The 19,788-nt window shown below is 72.7% G+C and carries 13 protein-coding genes, 1 tRNA gene and 1 pseudogene; 1 reads left to right on the top strand and 14 read right to left on the bottom strand.

Translation table 11 applies throughout. The features are described 5' to 3' along the window. Nucleotides 1-4 precede the first annotated feature (4 nt). The 5 genes from OG371_RS37365 to OG371_RS37345 all read right to left on the bottom strand — a co-directional run bounded on the left by OG371_RS37365 (nt 5) and on the right by OG371_RS37345 (nt 7,204). Nucleotides 5-847 (bottom strand): 4Fe-4S dicluster domain-containing protein, encoded by an 843-nt coding sequence (locus tag OG371_RS37365; RefSeq protein ID WP_329060676.1) that lies wholly within the window; start codon nt 845-847, stop codon nt 5-7. Further along, on the bottom strand, nt 840-4,061 hold the full coding sequence (gene fdh, locus OG371_RS37360) for a formate dehydrogenase (RefSeq protein ID WP_329060674.1): 3,222 nt from the start codon (nt 4,059-4,061) through the stop codon (nt 840-842). Before fdh ends, OG371_RS37365 begins: the two co-directional genes overlap by 8 nt. Nucleotides 4,062-4,098: 37 nt before the next feature. Then, nucleotides 4,099-5,817 (bottom strand): selenocysteine-specific translation elongation factor, encoded by a 1,719-nt coding sequence (gene selB / locus OG371_RS37355; RefSeq protein WP_329060672.1) that lies wholly within the window; start codon nt 5,815-5,817, stop codon nt 4,099-4,101. Then, nucleotides 5,808-7,097 (bottom strand): L-seryl-tRNA(Sec) selenium transferase, encoded by a 1,290-nt coding sequence (gene selA, locus OG371_RS37350; protein ID WP_329060670.1) that lies wholly within the window; start codon nt 7,095-7,097, stop codon nt 5,808-5,810. The genes selB and selA overlap by 10 nt, the downstream gene beginning before the upstream one ends. 12 nt (nt 7,098-7,109) lie before the next feature. Further along, nucleotides 7,110-7,204, bottom strand: a tRNA-Sec gene (locus OG371_RS37345). Nucleotides 7,205-7,266: 62 nt separating this feature from the next. On the opposite strand from OG371_RS37345, the gene selD reads away from it, so the two are divergent. Beyond that, on the top strand, nt 7,267-8,259 hold the full coding sequence (selD, locus tag OG371_RS37340) for a selenide, water dikinase SelD (RefSeq protein ID WP_329060668.1): 993 nt from the start codon (nt 7,267-7,269) through the stop codon (nt 8,257-8,259). Between the two features lie 212 nt (nt 8,260-8,471). Here selD and OG371_RS37335 read toward each other — a convergent pair whose 3' ends face one another. The 9 genes and pseudogenes from OG371_RS37335 to OG371_RS37300 form a co-directional block, all read right to left on the bottom strand. Beyond that, nucleotides 8,472-8,882 (bottom strand): CBS domain-containing protein, encoded by a 411-nt coding sequence (locus OG371_RS37335; RefSeq protein WP_329073376.1) that lies wholly within the window; start codon nt 8,880-8,882, stop codon nt 8,472-8,474. A 74-nt stretch (nt 8,883-8,956) separates the two neighbouring features. Continuing rightward, entirely contained in the window at nt 8,957-9,190 is a 234-nt protein-coding gene (locus OG371_RS37330; protein WP_442876027.1) for a hypothetical protein, read from the bottom strand. Between the two features lie 76 nt (nt 9,191-9,266). Beyond that, nucleotides 9,267-9,368: pseudogene (locus OG371_RS47545) on the bottom strand (hypothetical protein); the annotation flags it as partial. A 416-nt stretch (nt 9,369-9,784) separates the two neighbouring features. Next, nucleotides 9,785-11,581: a thiamine pyrophosphate-requiring protein gene (locus OG371_RS37325; RefSeq protein WP_329060666.1), complete on the bottom strand. Its 1,797-nt coding sequence runs from the start codon at nt 11,579-11,581 to the stop codon at nt 9,785-9,787. Nucleotides 11,582-12,783: 1,202 nt separating this feature from the next. Further along, nucleotides 12,784-13,149: a hypothetical protein gene (locus tag OG371_RS37320; protein WP_329060665.1), complete on the bottom strand. Its 366-nt coding sequence runs from the start codon at nt 13,147-13,149 to the stop codon at nt 12,784-12,786. Beyond that, the gene (locus tag OG371_RS37315; protein ID WP_329060663.1) at nt 13,146-14,966 is read right to left on the bottom strand and encodes a copper resistance CopC/CopD family protein; all 1,821 of its coding nucleotides are present in this window, start codon (nt 14,964-14,966) and stop codon (nt 13,146-13,148) included. The genes OG371_RS37320 and OG371_RS37315 overlap by 4 nt, the downstream gene beginning before the upstream one ends. Nucleotides 14,967-14,970: 4 nt before the next feature. Next, the gene (locus OG371_RS37310) at nt 14,971-15,444 is read right to left on the bottom strand and encodes a hypothetical protein (protein WP_329060661.1); all 474 of its coding nucleotides are present in this window, start codon (nt 15,442-15,444) and stop codon (nt 14,971-14,973) included. Between the two features lie 25 nt (nt 15,445-15,469). Continuing rightward, nucleotides 15,470-18,457, bottom strand: a complete 2,988-nt coding sequence (locus OG371_RS37305) for a multicopper oxidase domain-containing protein (protein WP_329060659.1) — start codon at nt 18,455-18,457, stop codon at nt 15,470-15,472. Nucleotides 18,458-18,483: 26 nt separating this feature from the next. After that, entirely contained in the window at nt 18,484-19,782 is a 1,299-nt protein-coding gene (locus OG371_RS37300) for a multicopper oxidase domain-containing protein (RefSeq protein ID WP_329060657.1), read from the bottom strand. Nucleotides 19,783-19,788: the final 6 nt, after the last annotated feature.

The raw sequence follows: 19,788 nt of genomic DNA, 5'->3' as shown, positions 1-19,788 counted from the left end.
GGGCTCATCGGCGCCCGCCCAGGAACGACACGGCCAGCGCGCCCGCGACGCCGAGGGCGGCGGCCGCCGCCCGCTTCCACATCTGCGGCAGGTCCCGGGTCGTCACCACCGGATCGGGCGGCAGGCCGTACACCTCGGGCTCGTCCAGCAGCAGGAAGAACGCGCCGTCGCCACCCACCCCGTCGTCCGGGTCGTGTCCGTACATCCGCGCCTCGGGCACTCCGGTGCCGTGCAGGTCTTCGACGCGGGCGGCGGCGCGCTCGCGCAGCTCGTCCAGCTCGCCGAACTGGATGGAGTCGGTGGGGCACGCCTTCGCGCACGCGGGCTCGAGGCCCGCGCCGAGCCGGTCGTAGCAGAGCGTGCACTTGAAGGCGCGCCCGTCGCTCTCACGCTTCTCGATCACGCCATAGGGGCACGCGGGCACGCAGTAGCCGCAGCCGTTGCAGATGTCCTCCTGCACCACCACGGTCCCGAACTCGGTACGGAACAGCGACCCGGTCGGGCACACGTCGAGGCAGGCGGCGTCCGTGCAGTGCTTGCACACGTCGCTCGACATCAGCCAGCGGACGCCGGAATCGCCGTTCTGCGCGGGCGCGCCCACCGTGGGCATCCCCAGCTCGACCGCCGGCACCGGCGGCGCCGCGACGGGCTGCTCGATGAACGCGACGTGCCGCCACGCGTTCGCGCCGAGGTCACCGGTGTTGTCGTAGGACATCCCGAGCAGGTCGAGGTCCCGCCCGGGCACCTCGTTCCACTCCTTGCAGGCGACCTCGCACGCCTTGCACCCGATGCACACGGAGGTGTCGGTGAAGAACCCCATCCGGGGCTGTGCGCCGTACTCAGCCATCCGCTCTCCTCCGGTAGTCCTCGACCAGGTCCAGCCGGCCACGGCCGCGGGGCCGGCGGCCCGCGACGATGTCGCAGGTCGCCGCCTTCGCTTCCTGGATGTGCACGTTCGGGTCCATCACGACCGAGAGCAGGTCGTTGGCCGGGTCGCCGCGCGAGAGCCCGTTGGAGCCCCAGTGATACGGCAGCCCGACCTGGTGGATGGTGCGGCCGCGCACCTTCAGCGGCTTCATCCGCGACGTCACCAGGACCCGGGCCTCGATCGCGGTGCGCGCCGAGACGATCGTGGCCCAGCCGAGGTTCTCCAGCCCGCGCTCGGCCGCCAGCTCGGGCGAGACCTCGCAGAAGAACTCGGGCTGCAGCTCCGACAGGTACGGCAGCGTGCGGCTCATCCCGCCCGCGGTGTGGTGCTCGGTGAGCCGGTAGGTGGTGAACACGTACGGGTACACCGCGCTCCGGGCCGGGTTGTACGGATTGCTCGGCGTCCGCAGGGTCTGCCGGGCCGGATTGTCGTGCTGACCGTAGAGGCCATTGTCCACAGGGGACTCGAACGGCTCGTAGTGCGTGGGCAGGGGCCCGTCGGCCAGCCCGGCCGGGACGTAGAGCCAGGCCCGGCCGTCGGTCTGCATGATGAACGGGTCCGCGCCGCCGAGCGCGTCCTGCGCCTTCGCCCCCTCGGGCGGCACGTAGTCCGGGCGCTTGGCCGGCTCGAAGTCGGGCACGTCGGGCCCGGTCCAGCGGCCGGACTCCTCGTCCCAGTAGACGTATTTCTTGCGTTCGCTCCACGGTTTCCCGTCGGGGTCCGCGGACGCGCGGTTGTAGAGGATGCGCCGGTTCGCGGGCCACGCCCACGCCCAGCCGGCCGCCACCCAGTCCTGCTCGGAACCCGGCTTCCGGTCCGCGGCGTGGTTGTGCCCGTCGGCGCGGACACCGCAGTAGATCCAGCAGCCGCAGGAGGTGGAGCCGTCGTCCTTCAGCTGCGTGTAGGCCGAGAGCGGGCCGTCGGGACCGTGGCCGTTGATCTCGGCGAGCACCGACTCCGCCGACGGATCCGCCGTCGGGCCTTCGGTCGGGTAGCTCCAGGTCAGCTCCTGCACGGGCAGATCGCGGGGCTCCGTGCTGTCCACCAGCCGTTCCCGGATCATCCGGCCGAGGTGGTAGTAGAACCACAGGTCGCTGCGGGCCTCGCCGGGCGGCTCGACGGCCTTGTGGTGCCACTGCAGCAACCGCTGGGTGTTGGTGAAGCTGCCGTCCTTCTCGGTGTGCGCGGCGGCCGGCAGGAAGAACACCTCGGTGCCGATCTCGGTGCTCGCCAGTTCCCCGGACTCGATCTCGGGGCCGTTCTCCCAGAACGTGGCGGATTCGATCAGCTGCAGGTCGCGCACCACGAGCCAGTCCAGGTTGGCCAGCCCGAGCCGCTGCATCTTGCCGTTCGCCGAGCCGACGGCCGGGTTCTCCCCCACCAGGAAGTAGCCCTTGCACTCGCCGTCGAGCTGCGCCTTGACCGTGGCGTAGGTGCCGTGGTCGCCGGTCAGGCGCGGCAGGTGCCCGAAGCGGAAGTCGTTGTGCGGCTGGGCAGCGTCGCCCCAGTAGGCCTTGAGCAGGCTCACCGTGTACGACCGCATGTTGCCCCAGAAGCCGGTGGCCCCGGCGTCGGTGGCCACGTACTCGTCCAGCCCGAAGTGCTGGTGCGCGTGCGGCATCGGCAGGTAGCCCGGCAGCAGGTTGAAAAGCGTCGGGATGTCCGTGGAGCCCTGGATGCTGGCGTGCCCGCGCAGCGCGAGGATCCCGCCGCCCGGGCGGCCGATGTTGCCCAGCAGCGTCTGCAGGATCGACGCGGTGCGGATGTACTGCGCGCCCACGGTGTGATGGGTCCAGCCGACCGAGTACACCCACGCGGTGGTGCGGTCCCGGCCCGAGTTGGCGGTCACGGCCTCGGCGATCTCCAGGAACTGCTTCTCCGGGACACCGCAGATGTCGGCGACCATCTCGGGCGTGTAGCGGGAGAAATGCCGTTTGAGGACCTGGTAGACGCAGCGGGGGTGCTGCAGGGTCTTGTCCTCTCGCGGCTTCCCGCCGATCGCGGCGCCGCCGCTGCCGTAGGACTCGGCGCGTGCCGACGACTGGTGGCCTTCGCCGCCATGGTGCTGTTCGCCCGGCAGCTCGGCCTCACCGCTGCCCGCCGCGGGCAGGGTGCCGACGCCCTCGTACGCCCAGGTGGACACGTCGTACTGCTTGCGCTCCGGGTCGTAGCCGGAGAACAGGCCGTCGAGGTCCTCGGTGTCCCGGAAGTCCTCGCGCAGGATCGCCGCGGCGTTGGTGTAGGCCAGCACGTAGTCGCGGAAGTCCAGCCCACGGTCGAGGACGTAGTGGATCAGCCCGCCCAGGAACGCGATGTCCGAGCCCGCGCGCAGGGCCGCGTGCGTGTGCGCGACCGCGCTGGTGCGGGTGAACCGCGGGTCGACGTGGATGATCTTCGCGCCGCGGGCCTTGGCCTCCATCACCCACTGGAACCCGACCGGATGGGCTTCGGCCATGTTCGAGCCCTGGATCACGATGCAGTCGGCGTTGGCGAGGTCCTGCTGGAACGTCGTGGCGCCCCCACGACCGAAGGAGGTCCCCAGACCGGGAACCGTGGCGGAGTGTCAAATACGGGCCTGGTTCTCGATCTGGATCGCGCCGAGCGCGGTGTAGAGCTTCTTCATCAGGTAGTTCTCTTCGTTGTCCAGCGTCGCGCCGCCCAGGCTGGCGAAGCCCAGGGTGCGGTTCAGCGGGACCCCGTTCCCGTCCGTGTCCTGCCACGTCTCGGCGCGGGTCTTCAGGACGCGGTCGGCGATCATCTCCATCGCCCGATCGAGCGGCAGCCGCTCCCATTCGGTGCCGTACGGGCGGCGGTAGAGGACTTCGGTCACCCGGCTCGGGCTGGTCACGAGCTGTTTGCTGGCCGAGCCCTTCGGGCAGAGCCGGCCGCGGGAGATCGGCGAATCCGGATCGCCCTCGATCTGCGTGACGCGGCCGCCCTTCACGTACACCTTCTGGCCGCAGCCGACGGCGCAATAGGGACAGACGGACTTCACGACCCGATCGGCGTCCTCGGTGCGGGCGTGCCACTCCCGCGAGCCGTCCGACTTGGCGGCGGCCCCGCGGGCGGTCCGGTCGGGACCGGTCAGCTGCCGGTACACCGGCCAGCCTTCGATCCACCGCCGGAAACTCATGTCTCGCACGCTAGTCCGGTACCCCGTGGTGCGCAGTTCAAACGGCGCGACGGCGCCCGTCGCCCAGCGGCTCGGTATGCCCGGCCGCGTCGAGCCGTTCGAGCAGCGGGACCATCACGCGGCGGGTGCTGTCCAGCGCCCTCCGTGCCGACGAGACGGTGAAGGGCTGCTCGACCCCGGCCAGCGCCGCGGCGGCGCGGGCCTCGGCGCCCGGACCCAGCACGACCCCTTCGGCGACGGCGGTGAGCCTGCCCAGCCGCACGGCCGCGGCCAGTTCTCGTCTGCCCAGCCCGAGTGCGCGCAGTTCGTCAGCCTCCGGCGCGCGGAACGGATGTTCCGAGAAGTGCTTGTCCAGCGCGGCGAGCGCGGCTTCGACCGGAGCTGTGAGCCCCGCGTCGCGCCGCCGTACCACGCCTCCGGCCACCGCCAGGTCACCGAGAACGGCGGGCAACAGCTCCGCGGCGGGCAGCCCGAGACGCCGCCGCAGCTCCTCGGTGGGCATCCCCGCCGCGACCGGGTGCTCCCGGCCCCACGCGGCCACCACCTCCGGCGCTTCCGCGCGGATCGCCGCGAGCCGGGCCGGATCGGCGAGCCAGCCCCCGACCCGCTCCCCGGTGGGCCGGAGACCGAGCGCCCGGAATTCCTGTTCCCGCGCGAACCCTTGGCGCCGCAGGCGGGCTTCGGCTTGGTCGGGCGCGGCCAGCTCCGCCGCGCGGGCCCGCGCGGCCCCCCGGCGGGTGAGCCCGGGCGGGTCGGCGTCGAGCACCGTGACGCCCGCCGCGATCCGGTGCTCACCCGGGTCCCGCAGCAGCCCGCGATCGCCGGCCCGCAGCGGCAACGGCCGGCGCAGGGTGAGGCGCGCGGTGTCCGTCCCCAATGGACGGACGCGGACCGCGACCGCCGCCGTGCCGAGGTGCAGCACGGCTTCGCGGTGCAGTTCTTCCGCGCCGCGCAGCCGGACGTCGGCCACCTCCGTCGCGCGCCACGCGTCCGGCGTGAGCAGTGCCGTACCCCGAGCCGCGGCTTCACGCGGTACGCCGCGCAGGTTCACCGCCACCCGGGCGACGCCGCTGACCCGTTCGCGGGCCGTGCCGAGGGCGTGCAGCCCGCGGACACCCACCGTGGTCCCGCCGAGGACCAGCTCGTCGCCGACCGCGATCGTGCCCGCCCCGAGGGTCCCCGTCACGACTGTGCCCGCTCCCCGGATGGTGAACGCGCGATCGAGCCACAGCCGCACGTCGCCGTCCGGATCGGGCACCGGGAGCGCCGTCGCCAGGCGCGTCAGGGCCGCGCGCAGCTCGTCGAGGCCGGCACCGGTCGTGCCGCTCACCGCGACGGCGGGCACCGTGCCGAGCGAGGTCCCGGCGAACTCCGCGAGCGCCGCACGGGTCGCGGGCGCCGGATCGGCGCGGTCAGCCTTGGTGACGACGAGCAGCGCGTGCGCCACCCCGAACGCGTCGAGCGCGGCCAGGTGCTCGGCCGACTGGGGCATCCAGCCCTCGTCGGCCGCCACCACGAACGCCACCGCGGGCACCGGCCCCGTGCCCGCGAGCATGGTGGGCACGAACCGCTCGTGCCCCGGCACGTCGACGAACGCGACCTCCTCGCCGCCGAGCTCCGTCCACGCGAACCCGAGATCGATGGTCAGGCCGCGGCGCCGCTCTTCCGCCCAGCGGTCGGGTTCCATCCCGGTCAGCCGGCGCACGAGCGTCGACTTGCCGTGATCGACGTGCCCCGCGGTCGCGATCACCCGCATCGGCGCACGGCGTCGGTCAGCAGCGGGTCCTGCCCGGGGGCGACGGTACGCAGGTCGAGCAGGCACCGGTCCCGCACGACCCGGCCCACGACCGCGGGCTCGCCCAGCCGCAGCGCCGCCGCGTACCGCGCGGGCAGGCTCACCGCGGCGCCGGCAAGCTCGACACCGGGCGCTCCCCCGCCGCCGACCGCGGCGACCGAGTCGACGGGTTCGGCTTCGACACCGGCTCGCCGCAACGCCTCGCAGATCGCCTCGGCCCGCTGTCGCAACGTCGCCGCATCGGCCTCCAGCGCCGTGCGGACCGGCGGGAGCGGCCCGCGCACGGTGGCTTCCAGCGCCGCCCAAGTCAGCTTGTCCACGCGCATCGCGCGGGCTGACGGATGCCGCCTGAGCCGGTCCACCAGCTCCGCTTTCCCGAGCAGCAGCCCGGCTTGGGGGCCGCCGAGGAGCTTGTCGCCGCTGGCGGTGACCAGGTCCGCGCCATCGCGCAGCACCGTCGCCGCATCCGGTTCGTCCGGCAGCAGCGGATGCGGGGAGAGCAGGCCGGAGCCGATGTCGACGACCAGCGGCACGTCCAGCCTCGCCAGCTCCGCGACCGACGCCTCGGCCGTGAACCCGGTGACCCGGTAGTTGGAGGGGTGCACCTTGAGCACGAACCCGGTTTCCGGCCCGATCGCCGCCGCGTAGTCGGCGAGCCGGGTGCGATTGGTGGTACCGACCTCCCGCAACCGGGCGCCGGCCGAGGCGAGCAGCTCCGGGATGCGGAACCCGTCGCCGATCTCCACCAGCTCCCCGCGGCTGACCACGATCTCCCGCCCCGGGGCCAAGGCGAGCGCGCACAGCAGCAGCGCGGCGGCGTTGTTGTTGACCACGTGCACTCCGCCGGCCGCGGGCACGGCGGCGGCGAGCGCTTCGAGTGCGCCCCGGCCCCGGCGCGCGCGGCTTCCATCGGTGAGGTCGAACTCGACGTCCGTGCTGCCGCCTGCGGCCACCACGGCGTCCAGCGCGGCCTGCGACAGCGGGGCCCGGCCGAGGTTCGTGTGGACGACCACGCCGGTCGCGTTCACCACCGGCCGTAGCGACGAGGCCCGGCCCGGCAGCTTCGCCACCACCTCGTCGAGAACCTGTGCCGGCGCGATTTCACCGGCACGGGCCCTTCGCTGGGCTTCGGAAACCACGCGCTTGACCAGCTCCCGGCCCAGTGTTTCCGCGGCCTTCGCCACCCGCGGGTCGGTCAGGAGCGCGTCGGTGCGCGGGATCGCGCGGCGCGGGTCGGTCACGGCCGGGCCCGGTGGCGGAGGCGGACGGGAATCGAACCCGCCAGCGGCAGTACCTGCCGCTCAACGGTTTTGAAGACCGCGCCGGCCACCAGGCCGGAGACGCCTCCCTGGGACATCCCGTCATCCTGCCAAGGTCGCGGCGTTCCCGCACCACGAGGAGAATGCGCGGATGACCCACCGCCTGACCCAGTACGCCCACGGCGGCGGCTGCGCCTGCAAGATCCCGCCGGGAGAGCTGGAAGAAGTGGTCCGCGGCCTCACCGGGCGCGCCCCGTCGAAGCCGGTGGGCGAGCTTCTCGTCGGGCTCGACCACGGCGACGACGCGGCCGCGGTGCGCCTCCCGAACGGCACTGCCCTCATCGCGACGACCGACTTCTTCACCCCGGTCGTCGACGAGGCCTACGACTGGGGCCGCATCGCCGCCGCGAACGCCCTCTCCGACGTCTACGCGATGGGCGGCACCCCCGTGGTCGCGGTCAACCTCCTCGGCTGGCCCCGCGACGTCCTCCCGTTCGAACTCGCCGCTGAAGTCCTGCGCGGTGGCCTGGACGTGTGCGCCGCGGCGGGCTGTCACCTGGCCGGCGGCCACAGCGTCGACGATCCCGAACCGAAGTACGGCCTGGCCATCACCGGTGTGGCCGACCCGGATCGTCTGCTGCGCAACGACACCGGCCGTCCCGGCGTGCCACTGACGCTGACCAAGCCGCTCGGCATCGGCGTGCTCAACTCTCGGCACAAAGCCACCGGCGAACGGTTCGAGAACGCCATCGAGACCATGACCACCCTGAACGCCGACGCTTCACGCGCCGCTTTGGCCGCCGGCGCCGTCTGCGCCACCGACGTGACCGGTTTCGGATTGCTGGGGCACCTCCACAAACTCGCCCGCGCCAGCGGAGTCACCGCCCGGGTGGACCCCGCGGCCGTGCCCTACCTCGACGGCGCCCGCGAGGCGCTGGCCGCCGGCCATGTGAGCGGCGGGACCCGCCGCAACCTCGACTGGGTCCGCCCGCACACCGACCTCACCCGCGTCACCGAAGACGAGGCCCTGCTCCTGGCCGACGCCCAGACCTCGGGTGGCCTGCTCGTCGCGGGCGAAGTGCCGGGGTACCCGGTGATCGGCGAGCTGCTCCCCCAGTCCCGGTACACCGTCGTGGTCAGCTGATCCCGTAGCGCGGCCGGCCAGGCACGGGTGATGGATGGAGTCGCGCACCGACGTGGAGCCACGTTTGCGGTCACCAGCACCTACACCCTGCAGGTCTTCAGCGTCGGCCCGGTGCTCAACATCATGCCCGTACTCGGGCTGCCGGCGTCCCGTGGTTACAACGGTGCGGCGATCTTCTCCTTCGCCGCCGTGTGGTTCGCCGGCGTCGCCGCCTACAGCATCCTGGTCCTGATCCTCGGCCCCGGAGATCGCCTCGACCTCGGCTGGGCCACGTCGGCCTGCGCCACGATGCCGGCCATGCGGTGCCCGTCGATCACCGGAAGACGCCGGACCCGGTGGCTCGGCATGGTGCGCACGACCTCCTCGGCGTCGTCCGCGCCAATCGTCACGGCCTCTCCCTGCGCCGGCTCGGAAGCGTGCAGCGCCCGCGGGTCCTTGCCCTCCGCGAGCACCTTCACCACGATGTCCCGGTCGGTGACCATCCCCTTGAGCCGCCCGTCCTCACCGCACACCGGCACGGCGCCCATCCGTTCCGACGCCATCAGCGTGGCCACGTCCAACACCGACGCGGACTCGGCGACGCAGCCGACACCCGTGCTCATGATTTCCCTGGCTGCCTGCACCTCCGCAGGCACCCGCAGGCCTTGCGGCAAGCGCACGAGCGGCACCTTCCCGGCGGTGCGGGTCGTGGTCCCGTTCAGGCTTCACCCGGCCCAGCGTGCTCATTTCCGCCCGGTCTCGTGTCGGTGTAGGTCCTCGGGTCAGGCACCGCGGGCCCTTCGCCTACCGCTTCGCGCGCGTCGGCGACTGCCGGGCACAGGCGCAGCACCCGGTCGAGGCCCAGCAGGCGGATCGGCCGTACGACCGCGCGCTGCCCGGCGGCGATCACGCACGGGACACCCGCTTCCCGCGCGCGGGAAGCGGCGGCCATCAGTACGGCCAGCCCCCCGGCACGAGCAGAAGCTGACCGGGGTCAAGTCGATGATCAGTGCCCGGGGCGCGAAGTCCAGCTCGGCGGCGAGCTGTTCGGACAGCCGGTCGGTGAAGCTGAGGTCGATCTCGCCGGCCACGGTCACGGTGGTGATCCCGTCCGCGCAGACCACCACCATGTCCGCGGCCGCGGCGAGTTCGACCGACATGGACTGGTTTTCGATCACGAGCATGCCTCCTGGAAACGCACGGGAGGCATCCGCAGTGGCGGCCACCTCCGAAACCGGGCGACCTGCGCCTCGGCCTTTCGAGGGACGGCTGTTGGCTGAACCGTGACCAAATGACCGTAGCGCGGGCGCTCCGGACGGGCAACCGTCGCGAGCCACGGTCGCCCGTGGCTACCACAAGGACGTCGATCGCGGCGATCCGGCCGACCGGCGCGGTCTCCTGGGGGCCGGGTATGACGGCCAGTGGCCCGATCCGGGACGGAGACCTGGTTCTCGCCGAAACTCCGGCGTGCCGTCGGCTTCCGCGGAGGGAGCGGGCACGCGGTAGGCGGCGGCCGTCGCCCGGTCGGCTGCCGGAGGCCGCAGGGTCACTTGTCCGGCCGTCCCGGCACGAACTCCTGGAGCTTGGTCTTCACTCCTTGCACGATCAGGTGCATGGCGTGGGGATCGCCCTTCAGCACGGCCTGGGCGGCCGACTTCATCTGCTCGAACGTCGCGTGCGGCGGGATCGGCGGCACCTCCGGATCACAGCGCACGTCCAGCAGCGCGGGGCCATCCGCGGCAAGCACCTCGTCCCACGCCGCGCCCAACTGCTCCGGCCGCTCCACCGTGACCGCGGTCAACCCGAGAGAACGGGCGAAACCGGCGTAGTCCACCTCGGGCAGGCGCTGCGATTCCTCGAACTTGGGCGCCCCGCCCATCGCCCGCAGCTCCCAGGTGACCTGGTTGAGGTCGTTGTTGTGGAAGACGCAGATCACGCACCGCGGGTCGCTCCACTGGTCCCGGTAGCGGGCGATGGTGATCAGCTCGGCCAGGCCGTTCATCTGCATCGCGCCGTCGCCGACCAGCGCGATCACCGGCCGATCCGGGTACGCGAACTTCGCCCCGATCGCGTAGGGCACCGCGGGACCCATGGTCGCCAAGGTCCCGGACAGCGTGCTCCGGATCTCGCCGCGGACCCGCAGATTCCTGGCATACCAGTTGGTCGAAGAGCCGGAATCCGCCGTCACGAGCGCGTTTTCCGGGATCCGGCGGGACAGCTCGGACACGACCGCCATCGGGTTGACCGGATCGGCGGCCACCGCGGCTTCCCGCTCGACCGTGTCCCACCACGAGGCGACGTTCTTCTCGATGGTGTCGCGCCACGAACGGTCTTCCTTGCGCCGCAGTTTCGGCAACAAGGCCCGCAACGTCGCCGCGCTGTCGCCGACCAGGTTGACCTCGGTCGGGTAACGCAGGCCGATGAACCGGCCGTCCAGGTCGATCTGCACCGCGCGGGCCTGGCCGAAATCGGGCAGGAACTGGCTGTACGGGAAATTGGAACCGACGATCAGCAGCGTGTCGCAATCGCGCATCAGCTCATAGCTCGGACGGGTGCCCAGCAGGCCGATCGCACCGGTCACATACGGCAGGTCGTCGCCGAGCACGTCCTTGCCCAGCAACGCCTTCGCCACGCCCGCGCCGGTGACGTCCGCGACTTCGCGGACCTCGGCCGCCGCGGCCCGGGCGCCCTGCCCGACCAGGATCGCCACCTTCGCCCCCGCGTTGAGCACATCCGCCGCCGCGTCGAGATCCGCCTCGGCCGCGACCGGTCGCGGCCACGCCGTCCCCGGCTTGCTGGAGGGCACCTGCTTGAACGCGTGCTGCGGCGGCGAATACTCCTGCTCCTGCAAGTCCGCCGGAATGATCAGCGCCACGGGCCCTCGTGTCGCCTGCGCGCTGCGGAAAGCCCGGTCGAGTGCGTTCGGCAGCTGCTCGGGCACGTTGACCTCGACCAGGTACTCCCCGGCGACATCCTTGTACAGCGCCTGCAGATCCACTTCCTGCTGGTAGCTGCCGCCCATCGCGCTGCGCGCGGTCTGCCCGACGATCGCCACCACCGGCACGTGGTCGAGCTTCGCGTCGTAAAGCCCGTTCAGCAGATGGATCGCGCCCGGTCCCGACGTGGCCAGGCACACCCCGACCGCACCGCTGAACTTCGCGTACCCGACCGCCTCGAACGCGGCCATCTCCTCGTGCCGGGCCTGCACGAACCGCGGATCGTTGCCCGCCCTCCCGAACGACGCGACGATGCCGTTGATCCCGTCCCCGGGATAGCCGAACACCTGAGCCACGCCCCACTCCCGCAAACGCCGGAGCAGGTAGTCGCCGACTGTCTCAGTCATGAAGCCTCCTTTGCCGCAGGGGTTACCCGCGCGAAGGACCGCTACACGGACCCCCGAGGAAGACCGGGCTCGCTGTGGGACCAGGTGGCCGAGCCGGCGAACCGATGACCCAGGCGAACGCCGGCGCGGACCAACTGGTGGCCGCACCCGCGAGGGCGACTTCGAGCAGGTCGCGCTGGTGCTCAGCGAACTGGCCTCGGGCACCGCGGCCACGCGCTCGTCGGTGTTGCGCGACCTCGTGCAACGCTGCGCCGTCCTGGTCTCCGAACGAGCGGGGCCGCAGCCCGGCGAGGTCGCATCACCGCCGTGGCGACGGATGGGTGCGCTCCGGTGGACATCGACGATCTCGACCCGCGAGTGCGGGCAGCGTTGGCGGAGCAGGGCGGCGATGACGACGGCCCCGAGCTGTCAGCCGGAACTGGCAGCTCGGGGCAGCGGGTCGGCGGCGATCGTGCGCTGTCTGTTGTGGACAGTCGAACTCGACGCCGGAGAGATGCGTCATCGCTCCGGCTCCGGGTCACCGCGGAGCGGCGGTGTACGCGGCACGTGCCTGGGCAGCAGACTTGCTGAGCGCTGCCAGCTCGCCCGGTGAGCCAACCGACCAGGCTTGCTCACGACGAACCAGGACGGCGCCCCGCCGGGCCGCGCGGTTGGACCCGGCGGGACTTTGAGCCGCGCGCCTGCATGCGGACCCGCGGCCCCACAGCGGTTTGCCCGTTATCGCGCAGGGCTAATCAGGACCGTCTTGCCGCGGCCGTGCCCGGAGTCGCGCAGCACCCGGACCGCCACGGTGCCGGCGGCGGCCGCGTTCACCGCGGCAGAGCCGTCGGCTTCCGAGAGAGCTGGCAAATGCACTGAATCCCCAGTGATGCGGGTGGTTTCGGAGGCGCTCGGCAATACCCCGCCGTGCGCCGGTCGTCCTATGTGGATCCTCGGGTGCCTGCTGCCTACCGCGGCGGGCGCACCATAACCGCGGCGCTGAAACGGGCGCGTGGCCTCGCCGACGCTCGGGCAGAGAAGCCTTCTGCCCGGCTGCTGAGCCGGCCTTGAGCGGCTGCGGTTTGGCCACCGGCGAAACGGGTACGCGAACGTAGGGAAAGGAGGCGCTGTGATCGAGGAAGTCAACCGGACACCGGCCGGCGGCCGGTGCGCCGGCGGCTGGGCCTGTTCGCCCCCACGGCTCATGGCGGGCCGGCCGTCCCTCACCGCCGGCCGGACTCACCACTTCCCGATCGGGCGCCGGCGATTCGAGGCCGGCGAGAAGTGCTGCCGGCGAGGGGCAGCGGCCGGAGGTCGTCCTCGTCAACGGTGACGAACTGAAGGTCGCACTGGCGGTGTGCGGCGAGTTCCGCCCATTCGGCGAGGGTCTCCACGCCGGCGTCGTGGAGCGTGGTGAGCTCGGTCAGGCCGAGTACGACCGGGCGGCCGGGCGTCAGGAGGACGAACGGCGTCAGGCAGAGGGCGACCGGGCTGCTGCCGTTTTCGTCGAGGGGAGCGGCGAGGCGGACGGCGACCTGATGGTCGTCCTCCGTCACCGAAATCGAGAACCCGGCACGCGCCGCCGTCATGGCACCGGCGCCCGTTCGGCCTCGCGGACCCGGCGCGCCGTACGCCGGGTCAGCAGCCGCAGGGCGGCGGCGCCCAGGAGCAGCACGACGACGGCTGCCCACGCGGTGTAGCCGGTCAACGGCGCACCGGAGAACACCGTCGGCCGGGTGAACACCGCCGCCGGTGGCACCGTCCACGGCAGGGTCGCGGTCGCCGGGGCCAAGCCGGGACGGTGTGCCGTGACGGTGATCGACCAGGGCCCGCTGTCCGCCAGGTCGTCGGTGGCCAGCAGGTAGGAGCCGGGGCCGGCCGGGATCGCCGTGCGGGTCACCGTGGCGCCGCCGGGTCCGTGCAGGACCACGGTGACGGCTTGGACCGGCGCGGGTGCGGGGCGCCGGGTGTCGAACAGGCTCACCGTGACGAAGTTGCGGCCCGGCAGGTTGGGCCGGACCTCGACGGTGCCGACGAGGTCGTCCGCGGTCAGCGAGTTCTGCGAGGCCACGGGGTCCGGCGGCCGCCACTGCACCCCGCTCGCCTGGTGGGTCGACACCAGTCCCGCGGTGACGACGAGGACTCCGGCCAGCACCGCCGTCTCGGCCCGGACGGCGGGCCGGGTCCGGCCCGGATCCTGCCTGCGCCCGTGCAGGCTGCGGGTCGTCACGAGACCGGCCAGTGCGGCGACGGCGACGAGCCCGGCCTTGAGCAGGAGGATCCGGCCGTAGGTCGACAGGAGGAGGGCGTCCAGGGAAGCCACCCGGTCCCCGGCCAGCAGCAGTCCGGTCGCCACCAGCAGGATCAGCGCGCCGGTCGCGACCAGGCCGAACCGGCGGAGGATCGCCCGGGCCTGCTCGCGCTGCCCCCGCAGACCGACCAGGACGACGCCCGCGACGACCACCGTTCCGGCCCAGGTCATGGTCGCGAGGATGTGCAGGACGTCGGCGAGCAGCAGCAGCGGCCCGGACCGGCCGAGGTGCCCGAGCAATGCCGTGGTGCTCGCCGCGGCCGCGGCGAGCACCAGCACCGCGACGGCCGCGGGCCGCCTCGGCAACGACCCCCGCCGCAGCGCGCTGACCGAGACGGCCGCCATGCCCAGCGCGACGACCTCGCGGACCACCCACGGTGGCCCGGCCGTCGTGCCGCTGACCAGCTGCCACGCCACCCGGGCGAGGTCGGGCCCGAACACGGCCGCCCGCACCAGCATCAGGGCGACGCCGCCGACGAACCCCACGACGGCCGCGACCGCCCCGGTGCGCAGCAACCGCGCGCGCACCGGACGGCTGGGTCCGTCCTGGGGCTTACGCAGGAACAGCAGCACCATCGACCCGATCCAGCCGCCGAACCCGACGTAGATCGCCGCCTGGGCGAGCACCTCGCCCAGGGCCGGGAGCGGATCGGCGGGCGCGCCCGCCGCGGCGGGCGCCACGGCGCGCCGCACGCCGAAGACCAGGGTGCCGGCGGTCGTGTGGAGGTCGTCGCTCGACACCGTCGTCCAGGACAGCCGGTAGGCGTCCGGGGCCAGCACCGGCAGCGGGATCCGCAGGGTGACCGGTTCCTCCGGTCCGGCCCCGGCGGTCCGCAGCAGCTCCGCGGGCGAAGTGGGCAGGGTGCGCCCGCCGCCGTCCACGAGGGAGACCTTCGTCGCGGCGGTCTCCACCGGCTCGCTCAACCGGATCTCGATCGACGGCGGCGAACTGTCCACAGTGGACCCGTCGGCGGGCACCGTGCCGATCGGCTCGGCGTGCGCCCAGGCCGGCGCCGCCGACAGGAGGGCGAACCCCGCCGCCGCGACCACCGACCCGGCGAGCACCGCCGCCCGCACCCGCATCCGTCCGGCCACCGGGTCACCGCACCGGGACGTGCTGCAGCTTGGCGCCGCCGGCTTCGACCTCGAGGGTCTCGCCGCTGCGGATCGCGTTGCCGTTGTTGAGGTAGAGGATGTAGTAGGTCTGGCCGGGCCGCAGCTCGTGGCCCTGCTTCATCAGCGCGGCCCGGTATACGTCGCCCTTGCGCCGCTCGCTGTGCAGGACCGGCGGGTGGTGGACGTCGTTTTGGAACTTCGACGCCTTCTGCCCGTCGAGCACCGTGTAGCGCAGCTCGACGATGCCGCCGTCGGCGACCACCGCCGCCTGCGCGATCCGGATCCCGAGGCTGCTTTCCAGCTGCCGGTCCTGCGGCACCTGATACGGCTTGCCGGCACCGGCGGTCGACTCGACCCGCCAGGTCAGCGCCGCCGCGAAGGTCAGCACCAGTATCGTCAGGACCGCGATCCGGACCGCGCCGCGCCGCCACCACTCGCCCAGTTTCCTCTGCAACATCGTCGTTCTCCTCGCGTCGGGCGGGTCAGGGCAGCGTGAACCGGGTGGAGAGGACCGCGTCGAACGACGCCGCCCCGGTGGTGGCGGCACCGCCGCCGGAAAGGCCGAGCCAGAGCGCGTCCAGCCGGACGGTGCCGGTGTTGACGCCGGTGAGCTGCTGGCTCGCGGTGCCGACGGTCAGCTTGTGCGTTGTCGACGTCCCCGCTGCCCAGTCGACCCGGATCGTCTGGACCCCGGTGCCCAGCGTCAGGTACGGCGTGTAGGCCACGACGCCGGTGCTGCGCCGCACGCCGAGCCGCACCTGGGCCGCGCCGGTGGACTTGCGGTACTGCACGACGAACAGCTGCTGACCGGTCGCCGACAGCCCGGCCGCCAGGTTCACCGTGCCGGTTCCGGTGGCCAGGGTGTCGGGCCGGAACTGGAACTGCAGGTGGTAGGCGGACTCGTTGAGCGGGGTGGGGTCGGTGAGGTACGCCGGCGCCGCTCCCCCGCCTGTGGCCTGCAGTCCCTGCGTTCCGCTGAGCGCGGAGCCGGGGAGCACGGCGACCGGGCCGGTCGCCGTCGCCCAGGCACCGGTGTTCCCGGACTCGAAGCCGTCGGAGAACACGATGTTGCTCAGAGCCGTGACGGTGAGGGTGACCGTCACGGTGGCACCCCAGTTGCCGGCGGCGTCACGAGCGCGGAGCGACAGGACGTGCGTGCCGACGGCGAACCCGCCCGGTCCGGCCACGACCCCGGCGTTCGCGGTCTTCGGTCCGGTGGCCGTGACCGTCATCGGGTGCCCGAGGCCCTTGCCCGGGTCGGCGCCGTCGAACCACTCCGCGGCGGTCACCGCGGTCTGGTTGTCGGTCGCCGTGGCGGCCAGGGTGACGCCGGTGGTGGTCCGGTTGACCGTGTTCGGGGTCGCGCTCGCGGCGCTGAGGACCGGACCACTGCGGTCGACCACCAGCGTCAGCGGGGCGTACGGGCCCCAGTTCCCGGCCGCGTCCTTGGCGTGGACGTAGACCTGGTGCGGGCCTTCGGTCATCCCGGTCAGCTGGCTGAGCGGGATGAGGCCGTACGCGCTTTCGGCCGTCGCGTTGAAAGAGCCGTCCGACGCGACGAACATGAGCCCGGTGCCCGGGACGCCGTTCGGGTTGTCCAGGAAGCCCTCGGCGGCGGTGATCGCGGTGCTGACACCGTTGGTCACCGGGTCGGCGAACGCGGCGGTGACCTTGATCGACGTCGGGTCGACCGGCGACCCGGCGGTGCCGTTGTTCGGGCTCGGTTCGACGATGCCGCTGGTCATCGCGGGCGGCGTCCGGTCGAGCGTGAACGGCAGCGCCTGGGCGGGTCCCCACAGCCCGAAGGAGTCGTGGCTGTGCGCGTACACCGTGACCGGGCCCTCGGGCAGGGCCGCGAGCGTGAGTGCCGGGATGGTCGCCGACTCCGCGACGACGGTGCCGGGGTTCAGCGCCAGCGGGCTGCCGGTGCCGTTCGCCCCCTGCGTGCCGAGGAAGTACTCGGCCTGGTCGACGGTGCCGCCGAGCAGGGAGTCGTCACCGGTGGCGGACACGACGACCGCGGCCGAGCCGTTCCCCGTCGCCGGGGTCAGGGACCCGCCGCTGGTGACCGGCCCGGAGCTGCTGACCGTCAGGACCACGGAGTTCACCACGCCCCAGTTGCCCTGGGAGTCGAGGGCGCGGACGTAGACGACGTGCTTGCCCGCCGCGAGTGCCGGGGTGAGGGTGGCCAGGTTCAGGGTCGCCTGGGCACCGGTCACCGTGGGCCCGCCGAACGTGCCGGTGAAGGGCGTTCCGGTGCCCACGGCGATCGCCGGGTCGTCGACGACGAACTCGGCGCGCGTGACGTTCGAGCCGCCGTTGGGCACGTCGGTGAAGTCGGCGGTGAGCGTCACCGTCTGCAGCGCGGTCGCCGTCGAGGGTGCCGCGGCGAGCTTCTGCGTGACCGGACCGGCCGTGTCGGTGCCGGACGGCGCCGCACCGGTGTCGAGGAACGTCATCATGCCGCCGAAGGCCACGGTCGTCGTGGTCCCGACGCGGTGGCCGGCGGTGTCGAGCCGCCCGGCCGTCTCGTACACCGCGAACTTCGGGCCGTCTTCGGGAGGGGGCACGGTGACGAGGGTGTCTTCGGTGCTCCCGGCCGCGATGCTGTCGGAGACCTTGAGGTACGGGGCCTCGCTCGGCCGGGCGTCCTTGGCCAGCACCGACTGTTCGGTGCCGAGCGTGCCCATCGCGTGGGCGGACAGGCCGGCGTTGACGTACCGGAGCAGGACGCGGCGCCCAGCGGCGGTCGCGATCGGGTCGGTCTCCGGGTAGGCCTTGCCGTTGATCAGGCGGTAGACCGGCTGGAACTTCCGCAGGTCGTAGCCCGCGGGGTCGGCGTTGAGCGCCGGGTCCACTTCGGACAGCACGAGCGCGGTCTCGTCGTCGAACGCTGTTCCGTACGCGGTTCCGGGACCGGTGGCGGGACGCACGATCATCGCGCCGGCGATGCCCATCGCGGTCTGCCGGGCGCCGTCGGGCGTGTGCCCGGCCTCGTACAGATAGGTACCGGCACGGTTCGCCGTGAACGTGTACGACTTGGTGGCTCCGGGCGCGGCGCCGGCCCGGTCGTCCGCGCCGCCGAGCAGGCCGGGGACCGCCAGGCTCAACGCGCCGGGAAGTCCGTTGTGGACGTTGACCGTCACGGTGGCGCCTTCGGTGACCACGAGCACCGGCCCCGGCGTGCCGGGCACGCCGGTGTCCGTCGAGGACAGTCCCCAGATGGGGATGGCGATGCTGGACACCGTGAGCGTGCCGGGCTTGGCGTACAGCTCGCAGGTCGCCGCGGTGCCGGCGGTGGTGCAGCCGGTCGTCGGCAGGGCGCCCTGCGGGGTCGCCGCGTGGGCGAGCGGGATCGCCGCCGGGGCGGTGACCGCGGCCGCGGCGGGATGCGGGACGACGACGGTCAGTCCGGCGGCCGCGAGGGCGAGTGCCGCTCTCCCGGCCGAGCGGCGGGTGCTGCTGCGCATGGTCCTGTCCTCTCGGCCCGGGGTCGTCATGACGGGCACCCGGCGGCCGGGTCGATGCGCACGAGGGTCATCATCCCGCCGAAGCTCGCGCCGTAGTTGGTGGCCTGCTCGAGTGCGTGGCTGTGGGCGACCATGTAGTACTCGCCGCACTGGTTGTTGCGGACGACGCCCGCGGGCACCTCGCCCGGCTGGCCGCCCAGGTACGGGTTCTCGCTGAACCACGTCTCCGTGCCCGGCCCGACGATCTGGTCCTGCAGCTGCGGCAGCGGGACCGGGATCGGGTTGGTCTCACCGTTCCAGTGCTCGGCGTCGACCCACTGGTCGAGGGTGTCGGCGCTCTGGCCGGGCCCGATGTCGATGAGGAACTTGTCGTAGGAGGCGTCGCTGCCGCCGGCGCCCTGCACCGGCTGGCCGTCCTCGGTGATCACGCGCTGGTCGTTGCCGTGCGGGTGGAACGGGTAGTTCACCGAACCGGCGTTGAGGTAGCGCACGAGCGCGGGCCTGCTGTTCGGGTCACCGGGCACGAAGGGCTTGAGGTGCACCAGCGAGCCGTAGGGCTGGTTGGGCAGCCAGGCCGCGCCGGTGGGCGCGATCGTGTCGGGCATGCTGCGGCCGTTGATGAAGAAGTACCGCGCCTTGGTCTTGGTGACGTCGAAGGCGCGCTTGCGCTCGACGGCGAGGTGCAGGTCGGGGTCCACTTCGGACAGCAGGTAGACGTACTCGCGGTTGAGGTCGAACGCCGAGTCGGCGCGGCCGTTGGCGTGGTCGGGCTGCCCGGGCGGGCGCACGACGAGCGCACCCGACAGGCCCATCTCACGCTGCTTGGCGACGTCGGTGCCGCTCTCGTAGAGGTAGGTGCCCGGCGAGCCGGCGGTGAAGGTGTAGGTCACCGAACCCGTGAGCGGCGCGGCCGCGTCGGTCAGCGAAGTCAGGCCGGTGCTGTCGGCCTGCGGCTGCGCGGGATGGCCGTCGGCCCGCTGGTGGTGCTGGCCGGGGAAGAGGATCGAGGTGGCCTCCGGCAGCGTGTTGTGCAGGACGACGGTGACCGTGACCCCCGAGTCCACGCAGAGCATCGGACCGGGCAGCTGGAACGCCTTCGTGCTCGAGGAGTAGCTCCACATGTAGATCGAGTTGCCGTCCGGTGTGGACACGTACCCGGCCTTGGCGTCGAGGGAGAACGTGTTGGCGGAGTTGGCTTCGCAGGGCAGTCCGTCGGTGGTCGCCGCGGCCGCCGAAGGCATCGGCATGGTGAGCGCGACGACGATGGCGACGGCCAGGACGACCGGGGCCGCGGTGGTGAAGCGGGGCGAGCGCGTCGGGTTCATGGTGTG

Source organism: Amycolatopsis sp. NBC_01480 (assembly GCF_036227205.1).
In the GTDB taxonomy this organism is placed as follows: Bacteria; Actinomycetota; Actinomycetes; order Mycobacteriales; family Pseudonocardiaceae; genus Amycolatopsis.
The sequence above is the reverse complement of the archived record's forward strand: the minus strand, read 5'-3'. Positions and strand labels throughout refer to the sequence as shown.